The sequence below is a fragment of the Flectobacillus major DSM 103 genome, from assembly GCF_000427405.1.
Classification (GTDB): domain Bacteria; phylum Bacteroidota; class Bacteroidia; order Cytophagales; family Spirosomataceae; genus Flectobacillus; species Flectobacillus major.
In genome coordinates this window covers 2077939-2092427 of the sequence record NZ_KE386491.1, presented here as the reverse complement: position 1 = coordinate 2092427, position 14489 = coordinate 2077939, and the positions used below count along the sequence as shown (strand labels likewise).

Here is a 14489-nt window from a genome sequence, read left to right as displayed (position 1 = left end):
ACAAGAGCATGGCTAGTATTTTCTTCTTCATAATCTAAATTTTAGTAAAAAAAATGAAACGTTTATTGAATGTGTGGTTGGTATTGGCCCTAATAAATACCCTATTTTTACTTGGCTGTAAAGAAGACGAAGTCGCTTTGCCCGACAGTTTGGCACAATTTGAAAGTACAGAGCAAGGTATGGATGCTACCAATTCCGAAGCTACGATAAAAGTACAATTATCGAGAGCTGTAGACGTTGCTACAACCGTTACTGTACAAGTAACCTCAACAGGCATGACTTATGGTACTGAATTTGCTACTGTGCCAGCAGCCGTAAGTAATGTGGTAAGTTTGTCTGTACCAGTGGGTAGTAGCGAAGCATCGTTCAAAATAACTAAAACTTCGGGTATATTTTTGAGCGGAGCCGAAACCCTAAAGTTTAAAATTGCGGGTGTAACCAGTCCTGTTTTGATAGGTACAAATGCCGAGTTGACCGTAAAATTTACAGCAATAGTATCGACAGGAACAAACCTCAAACTCAATGGAGGCACGGGTGGTTCGTCGGCAATTAATAGTGTTTTTGTAGATTTTAGCAACAATAACCAAGTAGCAGTTGCTCGTGCAGCTTGGGATTTGGGCTTTTATACAGGCAGTAATTTTGTGGTGAAAATCAATAATACCACCGCAGCAACGGCGTTGGCTACTACCAAAAGCGATATTACCCAAGTAAGTGCAGCCGATACTGTTGGCAAAAACCTTACACTAGGCTTTGAGCCAACTCACTTTGCCCTGATTGATGATATTACTGGCGATATTGCCAATACGGTTATTGCTGCGGTATCGGCTACCGATGCCGATAATAAAGTATATATTATCAACAGAGGAACAGGTGGTTCTACAGCTAAAACAGATTTGATGAAAATAAGAGTTTTGAGAAATACTAGTGGCGGATATACCCTACAATATGCGGGCTTGACCGAAACTGCCTTCAAAACACTGACTATTGCCAAAGATGCAAGCTATAACTTTAGTTATGTGTCTTTTGCAACAGGAACACCAGTAAGTGTTGAGCCTGCCAAAGACCGTTGGGATATTGAGTGGACAGGGGCAGTGTACAAAACCAACTTGTCGGCAACGGTAGAAGTCCCTTATTATTTCTCTGACCAAGTATTCATTAATCATTTGGCTGGAGTACAGGCTGCCGAGGTACTTACCTCTACGGTAAGTTATGACACCTTTGGCGAAAGTAATCTTAGCACTGTTACGTTTAGTGGTAACCGTTCGGTTATTGGTTCGAATTGGCGTGCTACAACAGGTACAATTGGCGTAAAAACCGACCGCTTCTATGTCGTAAAAGATGCCGCAGGAAATATCTATAAATTGAAATTTTTGAACTTTACTTCGGCCGATGGTGGCGAGCGTGGATACCCCAATATTGAATATAAATTAGTAAAAAAGGCTTCATAAGATAGTTGATAAATGAAAAATTATAACAAAAAATACTGGCTATTAGTCTTATGTTGGCTAATCAATACACAAGTATTTAGCCAGAATAAGCCTCAACGGATTGTGTCTATCAGTGGATCTGTAACCGAAATATTGGTAGAACTAGGCTTACAAAATCAGATTGTTGGCACCGACGTAACCTCCAATTATCCTGCGGCGATTGAAAAACTGCCCAAAGTGGGTCATAATAGAGGTATCGGGGCAGAAACAACACTGGCTTTACAGCCCACCATTGTAATAGGTACTCGTGACGAGAAAGGACAATCCTTCCTCAAACCCGAAGTTGAAGAACAGTTTAAATCGGCAGGAGTAAAAGTACAGATGTTTACACAAGAATATAGTATAGAAGGTACTAAAAAGCTGATAAACGATGTCGCCAATTATTTTGGTAAAAAAGCTCAAGCAGCTCGCCTGATTCAGAAAATAGATGCCAACTTGGCAAAAGTTAAAAAGCCAGCCGTAGCTCCCAAAGTCCTCTTTATTTATGCCAGAGGCCTAGGAGCAATGTCGGTTGCGGGTAATGGTACGTCGGTAAAAAGCTTGATAGAATTAGCAGGTGGACATAACGCTACCAATGATTTTGACAACTTCAAGCCACTCACCCCCGAAGGACTTATTGCGGCTAATCCAGATTATATCTTGTTGTTCAATAGTGGCTTGGAAAGTATTGGAGGTATAGATGGTCTTTTGAAAGTACCAGGCGTTGCACAAACCAATGCTGGCAAAAAACGAAAGGTAATTGAAATGGATGGCGTATTACTAACGGGTTTTACGCCAAGAGTTGGCAGTGCTGTATTAGAGCTAAGCGAAAAACTCAAGAGATAAAGGACGTATCGGCAGAATGTGGGGATTGTTAGGGGAAAAATTATCTTATCCTAAAAATCATAATTCTGACAAAATTTTGATACAAAACCACATATATCATCAGTAAGCCCATGAGTGATTAGGTAATAGTTTGATGATTGGTAATTATTCATGGGTCAACTATTTCATTCAATAAAGTAATGAACATAATTGCATTGCAAAAATCTCAGTCAATTGGCTTTAGCTATACCAAAGCAGGAATTGTATTAACCTCATTGATGGTTATTCTTATTGGCGTAGGCATCTGGGCAGTAGGTGTTGGTGCTGTAAGTATTTCTTTCAAAGAGGTAGGATATATCTTGCTGAACGAACTAGGCTGGACAAATACCCATTTTGCCGAACAGCAGGCTGTTATTTTAACGGTTATTCGTTTGCCAAGGGTTTTAATGGGAATCTTGGTAGGGGCAGTGTTGGGTATTACGGGGGCATCTATGCAAGGGCTGTTCCGTAATCCTCTGGCCGACCCCGGACTGATAGGTATTTCGTCGGGAGCATCACTTTTTGCTGTAGGAATGATTGTCTTAGAGCTCAAGGTAATTCAACAACTCAACGGACTTGCGGGCTTATACGGAATGTCATTTGTTGCATTTTTTGGAGCTTGCCTAACTACCGTTTTGGTATATCAACTATCAAAAGTAGAAGGAAAAGCCGTAGTAACTACCATGCTATTGGCTGGTATTGCTGTAAATGCTTTGTCAGGAGCAATTACTGGCCTGATGACCTACATGGCCAACGATGCCCAGCTAAGAACCATCCAATTTTGGGGTTTAGGCAGTTTGGGTGGTGCTTCTTGGGATGCCCTGAAGGTAGCAACGCCTTTGTGCCTTATTCCTATTCTATTTGTACCAAGGCTTGGCAAAGCTCTCAATGCCTTTGCATTAGGCGAAAGTCAGGCCGAACATTTGGGTATTAATCCTATCAGGCTCAAAAACCAAATCATTATCCTTACTACGCTTGGTGTAGGTGTTTCGGTTGCCTTGTGTGGGGCCATAGGCTTTGTCGGGCTAATTATTCCCCATATTATTCGGCTATTTGCTGGTGCCGACCACCGCTTGGTATTACCTGCGTCGGCTCTTTTGGGGGCTATAGTGTTAACCTTGGCCGATTTGGTATCGAGAACTATCGTAGCACCTGCCGAATTACCCATAGGTATTGTTACAGCTATGCTAGGAACACCCATTTTTATTTGGATTTTGGTTAAAAACAGAAATCAATAAGTGATTTAACATTACGCTAAAAGGCATGATACAAGCACAAAATATCCATTATACAATCCGAGGTAGAACATTGCTAAGAGGTGTTTCGCTCGAAGCTCAAACAGGCGAGCTTTTAGCGATTGTTGGAGCAAACGGTGCAGGCAAATCTACTTTATTGAGGCTATTGAGCAAAGAGCTTCTTCCTCATCAGGGCAATATTCAAATCCGCCAGCGGTCGTTAGATTGCTGGACAAGAGAAAGCCTTGCAAGATTTAGGGCTGTACTGGCTCAGCAAAATACCTTGGCTTTCAACTTCAACGTATATGATTTGGTAATTATGGGACGATACCCACATTTTAAGGGAAACCCCAGTGTGTACGACCACGAAATAGTACAATATTGCCTCCAAAAAACAGGCGTAAGTCATTTGTCCGAACGTATTTTTATGACTCTTTCAGGAGGCGAGCAGCAGCGGGTATTTTTGGCAAAAGTGATGGCTCAATTGCTAGATTATGAAGCTATTTTGGATGAAAATTATGTGTCTAAAGCCCCTAAATACCTTTTGCTCGACGAACCCATCACTGGTCTGGACTTGTATCATCAACATAATTTGTTACAAATAGCCAAAGAACTCACCCAGAAGGGTTTTTGTGTGATTGCTATTCTCCACGACCTCAACTTGGCTTTGCAATATGCCGACCAAGTACTGCTGCTGAAACAAGGCGAGGTATTGGGCTATGGCAAGCCCGTCGATGTATTGAGCCCTCATAATGTATTAGAGGCTTTTAATATTGCGGTCAATCTTATTCATCAGCCAGACATGGCTTGTCCATTTATTGTACATTGTCAAGAACCAATTTCAAACAAAAAAACAGAGATATGTCAACCGCAACACTTTCATTAAAAGAACGTTATCAAGAATTTAAAAATGAAAATCCTAAAGTGAGAATCCGTGATGCGGCCAAGCAATTGGGCGTATCTGAAGCCGAATTACTTGCCACATCGGTAGGTGAAAATGTAATTCGACTCACAGGCGATTTCAGAGAGCTTCTCAAAGAAATACCTTCGCTGGGCTATGTAATGGCACTTACCCGCAACGAAAGTTGTGTTCACGAACGCAAAGGGGTTTATGAAAAAGTATCATTCAACAACCACGTGGGCTTAGTACTGGGCGAAGATATTGACCTTCGTTTGTTTATGACTCATTGGAAATTTGGTTTTGCTGTCAAAGAAAACAATCAAAGCTTACAGTTTTTCGACAAAAACGGCGAGGCTGTTCACAAAATTTTTTTGCAAGAAAGTAGTAATATTGAAGCGTATAACCAATTAGTCGACATTTATGCCGACCCAATTCAGTCGTCGTTTCTCGAAACAGAAGCCTATCCAGCACCCGAGCCTGAGAAAAAAAACGAAGAGATAGATATTGTTGGCTTTCAGGCCGACTGGTTAGCGTTGAAAGATACCCACGAGTTTTTTCCGCTTTTACGCAAATATGGCGTAGCCCGCGAGCAAGCATTATACTTAGCTCCAGAAGGACATGCTCAGGCTATTTCGGTAGAACAAGTAAAGGCTATTTTGGGCGAAGCCTCAAACACAGCTCTTGAAATAATGATATTTGTGGGTAGCCATGGCTGTATCCAAATTCACACAGGTTTGATTGAAAAATTGGTACAAATGGGGCCTTGGTTCAATGTACTAGACCCTCAATTTAACCTTCATTTGCGAGAAGACCATATTGCCCAAGCTTGGATTGTGAAAAAACCAACTACCGATGGCCTTGTAACTAGTATCGAGCTATTTGATGAAGCCCACAATCAAATTGCCTTGATTTTTGGGAAACGTAAACCTGGCAAGCCTGAGTTGGAAGCTTGGAGAGCTATCATTGCCAAGTATTTGTAATAGCTTGTAGCAGATTTTTGAACTATTGGATGTAAAATTATTTTCAAAACCCCGAATCTAGTCCTTCAAGCAGCTAAAAGCTTGAAGGATTTTTTTTGTTTTACTATTTTTCAATAAAGCACATCTTTTCAATAAAGCACATCAGCCTTTTGTAACTGGTAAATAAGCTTGCTAGTATAGATTCAAAACCAATTCAGTGAATCCTGTTTCTCAACGCTTTAAGTATCTTTTTAGCAAAGTTCAAGCGGCTTTTCTATTATTTTACCCAAATAGCAAACTATTCTAGTCTTTTTTTTGTTAAAACGGCAGTGATTTTACAAGCCAATTGCTTGTTTTGCTTTAAAAATGTGTCCTTTCTAACTATAGCAACCACTTGTTAGAGGATACCCACCCATGAAGATAATCAAACGCAATATTTTTGCGTAAATTTGCAATATGTTAGAAAGACCAATTACCGACTGGTTACCTCTCACCAAAAAAGAGGTTGAAAAACGAGGCTGGGATGAAGTAGATGTAGTACTTATTTCGGGCGATGCTTATGTAGACCATCCTGCTTTTGGGACGGCTGTAATCGGCCGTATTATCGAAAGTGAGGGTTTTAAAATTGCTATTGTAGCACAACCCAACTGGAAAGATGATTTAAGAGATTTTAAAAAATTTGGTAAACCCAAATACTTTTTTGGCGTAACTGCGGGCTGTATGGATTCGATGGTAAACCATTATACCGCCAACAAACGCCTTCGTTCCAACGATTCTTATACGCCTGGTGGCGAAGCGGGCTATCGTCCCGATTACGCAACCACAGTGTACACACAGATTCTCAAAAAACTATACCCCGATGTACCAGTACTCATTGGTGGTATCGAGGCATCATTGCGTCGAGTAACACACTACGATTATTGGCAAGATAAACTAATGCCAACTATTTTGTTCGACTCAGGGGCAGATATGCTTGTATATGGTATGGGCGAACAGCCTCTTCGTGAAATTCTGCGTTTGGTACGCCAAGGTGTTCCTTTAGATACCATTCGGAATGTGAATCAAATTGCATTTTTACAAGAAACCCAAGAGTCGCTCCAAGACTTTAATAATTGGGAAACAGTGGAAATGGCAAGCCATGAAGAGTGCTTGAAAGATAAAATTAAATATGCGGCCAACTTCAAAATTGTAGAAGTTGAATCAAACAAATGGCAAGCCAATCGTATTATTCAGAAAGTTGGCAAGAAAACCTTGGTCATAAATCCTCCTTTCAAAACAATGGAAGAGAAGGAAATGGACAAATCATTTGATTTACCTTATACCCGTTTGCCACACCCTAAATACAAAAAGCGAGGGGCTATTCCAGCTTATGAAATGATTAAGTTTTCGGTAAATATGCACCGTGGGTGTTTTGGAGGTTGTAGTTTTTGTACAATTTCGGCACACCAAGGCAAATTTATTGCATCTCGTAGCCAAGAATCTATCATGAAAGAGGTAGATGAAATTGTAAAACATCCAGAGTTTAAGGGCTATATTTCTGATTTGGGCGGGCCATCGGCCAATATGTATCGGATGAAGGGCAAAGATGAATCTATTTGTAATCGTTGTCAGAGTCCAAGTTGTATTCACCCCGTAATATGCTCAAATTTAGACACTTCGCATAAGCCTCTTACCGAAATCTATCGCAAAGTAGATTCTCACCCAGGTATCAAAAAGGCGTTTGTGGGTTCGGGGGTGCGTTATGATCTATTGGTTGACGATTTCAATAAAAACAATCAAGATGGCAATCACGACGAATACATGGAACAGTTGGTGACTCGTCACGTATCGGGTCGTTTGAAAGTTGCTCCAGAACATACTTCCGACAATACACTTAGAATAATGCGTAAGCCTTCTTTTAAATATTTCAAGAAGTTTAAAGAAAAATACGACCGTATTCAAGATAAGCATAACCTCAAACAGCCGCTTATTCCGTACTTTATTTCATCGCACCCTGGTTGTGAGGAGGCCGATATGGCCAATTTGGCAGCCGAAACCAAAGATTTAGGTTTTCAGTTGGAGCAAGTGCAGGATTTTACGCCTACACCAATGACTGTAGCCGAGGTGATTTACTATTCGGGAGTACATCCTTATACATTACAACCTGTAGCCACGGCCAAAACACGAGAAGAAAAACAAAACCAAAATCGTTATTTCTTCTGGTACAAGCCTGAGTTTAAAGGTTGGATAAAACAAAGATTACAAAAACTCAATCGTCCAGATTTGGCCGAGCGATTACTGGCAAATCCACAAAAGCAAGCAGCCGATAAGTTGATAGCCGAAACAGAAGGGAAACCCGCTAAGAAAAAAAATAAATTTAGACGCTAACCAATAGGCGAATTATTAGCCAACAACAAAATATTTGTTAGCACAAAATTGAAAATATAAGTCATCTCGAATAATCAACAAGGCGGTCGAAAAACTAATTTCGACCGCCTTGTTGATTAATAGTCAATAAATGCCTAATATTTGTTAATAGGATACGAATTGATTCGCATCCTATTGTAACAAAAAGCACGATGGTTTACTTACATGAATCCCAATAAATACAAACAAAAGGTCTCTATTTTAAATTATCCCAAAATTCGGGACGATTTATGAGATTTGTTGCTAGGGTAATCCTAAAATGCCAATAAGTACAGAAAAAACAAATAATCACCTCTGAAAGAGATAGTCAAATATTTTTTGATACAATCACCAATCCCAAGAAGCCCTAAAAAGAAGCTACGAAATTTTATAAGAAATCGATTCATTCTTTGTAAATAAAACCCTCCAATGACTTTTCTTTATCCTGATTTTTGACAGACAAATCTACTCTCAAACGATATTTTCTTTCCTATTAACGAGCAAATTTATTCGCTCGTTACCGTTAACCTAAACAGCTTTATATCTCAACATTGGAACAAATCTAACTTACCCAAATCTTATTTCTGAATAAGTTAAATGAATCTTTCAAATGTTGATTGATTAATAATAGCACTACCAATACTAGCAATACAAGCCCAATACCCGTAAAAATTTCCATATTACTTAGTAATATATCTTGTTTTTGAACTGCTACGCCAATTTGTTGCATAGCCAATTGGTAAGCATTGTCGGCGGTGTAGCCTTTTGCCAAAAAGCTATTTTGTAACTGGGCGATTCGCTGTTGAGTTTCCTGACTTTCGGGTGCAATAAACTGACGAAATTTATGAAAGTGTTTGGCTTGAAAAAATACCTGAGCATTTTGCATGATGCAAAAGCCAATATTAGTACCCCAAAAACGTCCTGAAACTCCAACCGCTCCCGAAAATGGAGCCAAATGTGATGGCACCGATGAAACCGTAAATAACACCAATGGCACAAATAGCGTTCCGACGGCTATGCCTTGAAGCATATAAGGCACAACAATATCGACCAAAGCCACATCTGGAACAAATAGAAACGTAAACCATAAATGATGAATAGCCATCAACAAAAATCCTATGACAAAAATAAAACGAGTGGCCACACCCTTGGCCATAAGAATACCAGCAAAGGTAATTCCAATCATATCGCCTAAGGCATTCAAATACTGAATGTTGGCTACTCTGATAGGCTCCCAATTCCATACCTTGCTCATGGTAGCATGACAGATATTGAGCGAAGAACGAGAGATATAAAAAAGTATAAAAAGCAATAATCCAGTACGTAAATTGGCATACCGAAATACAGTCATATCAAAACAAGGTCTTTTTACGGTCAATTGTCGGATGATAAATAATGCACTAAATATCAGGCAAATAACTGTGGCTGTAACAATTTGGGGTGACTGAAACCAGTATTTTTTTTCGCCATAAACCAAAATAAAAGCACCGCTCAAAATATCGGCACAAAGCAATACAAAGCTTGTCCAATCCACTTGATATAGAGGTACTTTTCTATGAAAATGGTTGTTGTTGAATGTCAAAGAAATAAGACCCACACACACAATCTGGAAAAAGGCCGAGCCATAAACCATATAAGTCCAGTCTGACCAATCGAGTATCCAAACGGCAATGTTTACGATAAAAGGTGTAGCAATTAGTAATGCTCCGTAAGTCAGCGAAAAAACGACAATTGTAGCATTTTGTGTTTTGAATCTTGAAAGCAACAAAATCCTCAAGGGAATCCAAGGTAAGGCCATCAAAATACCTTCGATAACCCTAAGTATAGCAAATACGTAAAAGTCGTTGGTATAGGCCGATACAATAAACAAAATAGCTGAAAAACAGTAGATTACCACAAAGTAGTTGCGGGTAGGGAAATACTTGAAAAGCCTACCTTCAATCATGATGGTAGCCAAAAAAGTACCATAAGTTAGGCTCATCGTAAACTGCAAATCTTCGGGTTCGATGTCAAGATAGCTGGCCGAATAAGTAATATTTGAAGTGTATAAACCCAAAAGTACCATTGAATGTAGCATACAAAAAACCAGAATACTCAGAATTGCCCAGTTTGGAACCCATTCTTTGAAAATACTATTTCCAGAAGCAGACATAATAAAAACTTTGGAGGAGGTGAAAAATTGGAATAAGGGTTGCCCTACAACTTTGATTGGCTATAAGGCAACCGCTGTTTTTAATACAATCGAGTGATTTTGTTTTGTTAAAAAAGGGGTGTACTCAGTATAAAAAATAATCTATTTGTCTTCGTGTTTGGCTATTACTTCGACGTTCATTCCTGCTCTTAGAAGTGGATAAAAAGGGTCGTCAATCTCCATTATTTTGATACGAATAGGTATCCGCTGTTCTATTTTTACAAAATTACCAGTAGCATTATCGGGAGGTAAAAGCGAAAAACGAGCCCCACTGGCAGGTGAAAACGATTCAATTTGTCCTTTCCATTTTTTGTTACCAGTAGCATCGGCAGTAAAACTTACGATTTGTCCAATTTTCAAAAAACGTACTTGTGTTTCCTTAAAATTGGCCGTTATCCATTTTTCTTTGCTTACTACCGACACCAAAGTTTGCCCTTCTTTTACCAACTGACCCGCCTGTAGGTTTTTTTTGCCTACCCAGCCATCGTATGGAGCAGTAATAACTGTGTAAGAATAAAACAATTTGGCGTTATCGAGTACAGCTTTTTTCTGTTTGATAATCGTATTGCCGTAAGGTATTACCGATGCAGCTTCTTTGGCTAGTAGCTCGGTAGCTTTGATACTTTCAACAACCTCGTTGTATTTGGAAAGAGCCGCTTCATAATTGGTTTTGGCCCATTCTACTTTTTGTTCGGTGGCCGCTTCTTCCTTGAGCAAGTTCAAATACCGCTTATATTCTCGTTCGGTTTCCCAAACATGGGCTTTGGTGGCATCTAACTGAGCCTGATGAATAGCGATTGTTCCCTTGGTAGTTTGAGCTTTGTTTTCTATAACATTTTCATTTTTCAGGGCATTCTCAAAATCGGCGTATGCCATATCAAGTTTGGCTTTGTACTCACGATTGTCGATAGAAACAAGGGTATCTCCTTTATGAACAAAGGCATTTTCGGTGTACCAAACCTTGTTGATATAGCCCGACACTCGGCTCATAACAGGGGTTACGTATTGCTCTATCTGAGCATCGTTGGTTTCTTCGTTATTTTTATAAAAAACATAAAACCAGCCACCCATAGCAATACCGCCAAGGGTTATGCCTCCTGCAAATACACTTACCAAAGTGTTAAAAATTCTACTTGTATCGGTTATTTTTGGGGTATTCATGATATTTTGCTTTTATAGTTTACCACAAGCATACAACAAGTCGTAATATTTTGCTGTAGCTTCAATTTGGATAGAAAGATGATTGTATCGTGTTCGTAGCAAAGCATTGTCGGCATCCATCATGTCGGTATGCAAAGCGAGTTGATTAAAATACTTGTTTTTGATAATTCGATAGTTTTCTTCTGCCTGATTAATAGCCTTTTGGGTAACCCTTATTTTGTCTTGGGCTTCTTGATAGGCCATGTATTTTCTGAAAACATTATCATAAATTTCATCTTTGACAATATCCTTTTGTACCTGACTAATTTGTATTTTTTGTGTAGCAATACTCATCTTGGTTTTGTTTTTGAATAGATTAGAAATGCTATAATTAATATCTATTCCGGCTCGGCCAAGGCTATACAAATAGGGGTGTGGTGGAAAAAGAAAAAGCATATAGTTGGGGTAGTTGAACCCAAACGTACCAAAAAAACTTACTGTTGGATAATAGTTGGCTTTTACCGATTTTCTATCAAGCAGATTGATTTCGGTATGGGTCTGAGCCATTCTTAACTCTTCTTTGTTGAGGGCAAAAGCCAGATACTGCTCAATAGAGCCGAGGTTTTCGTGTGGGGCTATGGCGTTGTTGCTATCAACAGTCAATGAGTCATTTTCTGGAATTTGCAAAAGTGTTTTTAGGTCGTGCGATAATACAGCAAGATTGCGATCGTTTGAAATAGTGGCCAACTGAATATCTGAACGCTGTAATTCGGCCTGTAAAACCTCTTCTTTGGTAACTGTTCCATTTTTCTGAAAGGCTTTTACCACTTTGAGCCGTTCTTCTTCTTCTCGGAGGTTTTCGGTAAGTAATTTTTTGAACTCAATCAATTTACAAATACCCAAATAGGTTTGGATTACCTCTATTTGCTTATCGTTTGTAATTTTTTCGAGCTGGATGTTTTCTAATTCATGCTCCTTTTCTGCTTTTTGAATAGCATATTTGATTTTATGTCCCATATAAATAGGCATTTTGGCATTGAGCGTAATGTCGTATATATCGGGAATGGTTTTATAAAACTTGGTAACGTCGCTGTGTTGGTATTCTACCAAATTACTCATTCTATAATAAGAGGTATGCAAATCAATATCGGGCAGTTGGATTTCCTTTTTTTCTTTGATAAGTTCCTCACTAATACCTAATTGCAGTTTTGCTTTTTGGATATTGCGGTTGTTGCTTTTGGCCAAAGTGAGGGCCTCTGTCAAATTGATTGTTAGGACATGCGTAGGTTGCCCTGTGGTATGCTGGGCATAAAGGCTTTTATGATGAACCAATACCGTATACAGGATGGCATAATAAATACGCCTATCCGAGAGGATTCTGAGGGGTTTCATAACGAAAATTGTATAAAATATAATTTTGAAAGAGTGAAATACAGTCTCTATAATGAGCCAGTTGTTGAGCTAGTAGTTTTATTATTAATTCATGAAATCGGTATGTATATGGTTTATTGTTAAATTAAGGTAGAACCATTTACATTTCATCGATTGAGCGTACTAGATTCCCAAACAGTTTTGTTTGCCATCCCAAAATCTGTACGCCCAAAACGCAAGTAATCTAACCCTCTATTTGTCAATCGTCATGTTTCCTTTTTCAATCAATCGAACGTGCCATTGAAGGGCTTCATTGAGCAAATGGGGCGTTTGACCGCCTTTTTCACAAGCACGTTCAAAATAGTCTAGCAACAATGGGCGGTAGTCGGGGTGCGAACAATTTTCAATAATCTTAATAGCTCTTTCCCTCGGAGCAAGCCCCCTTAAATCTGCCAAACCGTAGTCTGTTACAATAATATCGACATCGTGCTCGGTATGGTCTACATGCGACACCATCGGTACAATATGCGAAATTCGGTTTTCTTTTGAGGCTGCTTGTGTGACAAAAATGCTGAGATAGGAGTTTCGAGCAAAATCGCCAGATCCACCTATTCCGTTCATCATATTTGTGCCATACACGTGTGTAGAATTGACATTGCCATAAATATCGCATTCGATAGCCGTATTGATGGCAATAATGCCTAAGCGTCTGATCACCTCGGCAGCATTACTGATATTCTGAGGACGCAAAAGAATTTTGTCTTTGTATCTCTCAAAATTCATAAAAAGTCTTTGATAGCATTCTTTTGAAACGGTAATAGATGAAGCCGACGCAAAAGTCATTTTGCCTGCATCCATTAGCTCGAAGGTGCTATCTTGAAGCACCTCCGAATACATGGTTAAATCATGGAATTCGCTATGAACAAAGCCATGCAAAATAGCGTTGGCTACTTTGCCAATACCTGCCTGAAGTGGCAATAATGAGTATCCTAAATGCCCTTGACGAACTTCTTCTCGAAAAAACTGAATAAGGTGTTCGGCAATAGCCGTTGTTTTTGTATCGGGCGGAGCAATATTGGCAGCACTATCCGACAAATTGGTGAATACAATTCCGACGATTTTGGAGGTATCCACAGGGATACTGTTTTGTCCAATACGAGTATCGGCCGACGTAATCGGGATAATCGAACGGTTGGGATAATCGCCTACATAAAAAATATCATGAATACCTTGTACGCTTGTAGGTACAGCAAGGTTGATTTCAATAATGATTTTCTGAGCTTTTGCGATAAATGTTGCCGAATTTCCTACCGACGTAGTAGGTATAATGCTGCCATCTTCTTTAATCATAGCGGCTTCAATCACGGCTATGTCTATGGCGGGTAAATGTTGGTTTTGAATCAACTCGGCTGTTTCGCCCAAATGCTGGTCGATAAAAAGAATATCACCTGTATTGATATATTTCCTCAGTACGGCATCGGCCTGAAAAGGCATTCTTTTTGATAAAATATGGTTTTCGGCCAGTAGCCCGTCGGTGTCGTGTCCTAGCGATGCCCCTGTAATAAGCGTAATTTTGAGCGGCGAGGTTTTTCCTCTTTCAGCCAAGGCTTGTAAAACAGCCTTGCTGTCGCCTGCACGAGTAAATCCACTTGAGCCAACAACCATGCCATCTGTAAAAAATCGAGTAGCCTCATTGGCCGACATAATTTTGTGGAGAAGCTCGGGTTGTTGTATTCTTTCCTGATTCATAGTAATTGACAAATGGTTGAAAAAGCTAAAAAAAGGGGCTAAGGATAAAGGCAATAGCTAAAAGTGGCAATAACTGATTGTTTTGGGAACTTACATTTGCTGATGCTATCGAGTTATTGCTGATGACCTACTGGCCTATTCACCTAATTGTTTATTGAGATTATTTTTATGCCCCTAAATTTTGGATATATATGTCGATGAAGTATAATATGACAAATTTAGTTGGTA

The 14489-nt window shown here is 39.4% G+C and carries 10 protein-coding genes; 6 read left to right on the top strand and 4 right to left on the bottom strand.

Annotation, left to right across the window (positions count from 1 at the left end; translation table 11 throughout):
* Nucleotides 1–53: 53 nt before the first annotated feature.
* From FLEMA_RS0110730 to FLEMA_RS0110705, 6 genes are all read left to right on the top strand, one after another.
* Nucleotides 54–1448: an HmuY family protein gene (locus FLEMA_RS0110730; RefSeq protein ID WP_026995477.1), complete on the top strand. Its 1395-nt coding sequence runs from the start codon at nt 54–56 to the stop codon at nt 1446–1448.
* A gap of 12 nt (nt 1449–1460) precedes the next feature.
* A complete protein-coding gene (locus FLEMA_RS0110725) occupies nt 1461–2312 on the top strand; it encodes a heme/hemin ABC transporter substrate-binding protein (RefSeq protein WP_026995476.1) in 852 nt (283 codons plus the stop codon).
* A 179-nt stretch (nt 2313–2491) separates the two neighbouring features.
* Complete coding sequence (locus tag FLEMA_RS0110720) at nt 2492–3568, top strand: FecCD family ABC transporter permease (protein ID WP_052354061.1); 1077 nt, start codon at nt 2492–2494, stop codon at nt 3566–3568.
* A 25-nt stretch (nt 3569–3593) separates the two neighbouring features.
* The gene (locus FLEMA_RS0110715) at nt 3594–4451 is read left to right on the top strand and encodes a heme ABC transporter ATP-binding protein (protein WP_044171243.1); all 858 of its coding nucleotides are present in this window, start codon (nt 3594–3596) and stop codon (nt 4449–4451) included.
* Entirely contained in the window at nt 4427–5446 is a 1020-nt protein-coding gene (locus FLEMA_RS0110710) for a hemin-degrading factor (protein WP_026995473.1), read from the top strand. The genes FLEMA_RS0110715 and FLEMA_RS0110710 overlap by 25 nt, the downstream gene beginning before the upstream one ends.
* Before the next feature lie 435 nt (nt 5447–5881).
* Nucleotides 5882–7792, top strand: coding sequence for a YgiQ family radical SAM protein (locus FLEMA_RS0110705; RefSeq protein ID WP_026995472.1), 1911 nt, complete (start codon nt 5882–5884; stop codon nt 7790–7792).
* A gap of 580 nt (nt 7793–8372) precedes the next feature.
* On the opposite strand, the gene FLEMA_RS0110700 is transcribed toward FLEMA_RS0110705, so the two are convergent.
* From FLEMA_RS0110700 to scpC, 4 genes are all read right to left on the bottom strand, one after another.
* Nucleotides 8373–9962, bottom strand: coding sequence for an MFS transporter (locus tag FLEMA_RS0110700; protein ID WP_044171240.1), 1590 nt, complete (start codon nt 9960–9962; stop codon nt 8373–8375).
* Between the two features lie 141 nt (nt 9963–10103).
* On the bottom strand, nt 10104–11162 hold the full coding sequence (locus FLEMA_RS0110695) for an HlyD family secretion protein (RefSeq protein ID WP_026995470.1): 1059 nt from the start codon (nt 11160–11162) through the stop codon (nt 10104–10106).
* A 12-nt stretch (nt 11163–11174) separates the two neighbouring features.
* Nucleotides 11175–12533 (bottom strand): TolC family protein, encoded by a 1359-nt coding sequence (locus FLEMA_RS68205; protein WP_052354060.1) that lies wholly within the window; start codon nt 12531–12533, stop codon nt 11175–11177.
* Between the two features lie 231 nt (nt 12534–12764).
* A complete protein-coding gene (scpC, locus tag FLEMA_RS0110685) occupies nt 12765–14261 on the bottom strand; it encodes a succinyl-CoA:acetate CoA-transferase ScpC (RefSeq protein ID WP_026995469.1) in 1497 nt (498 codons plus the stop codon).
* Nucleotides 14262–14489 lie beyond the last annotated feature (228 nt).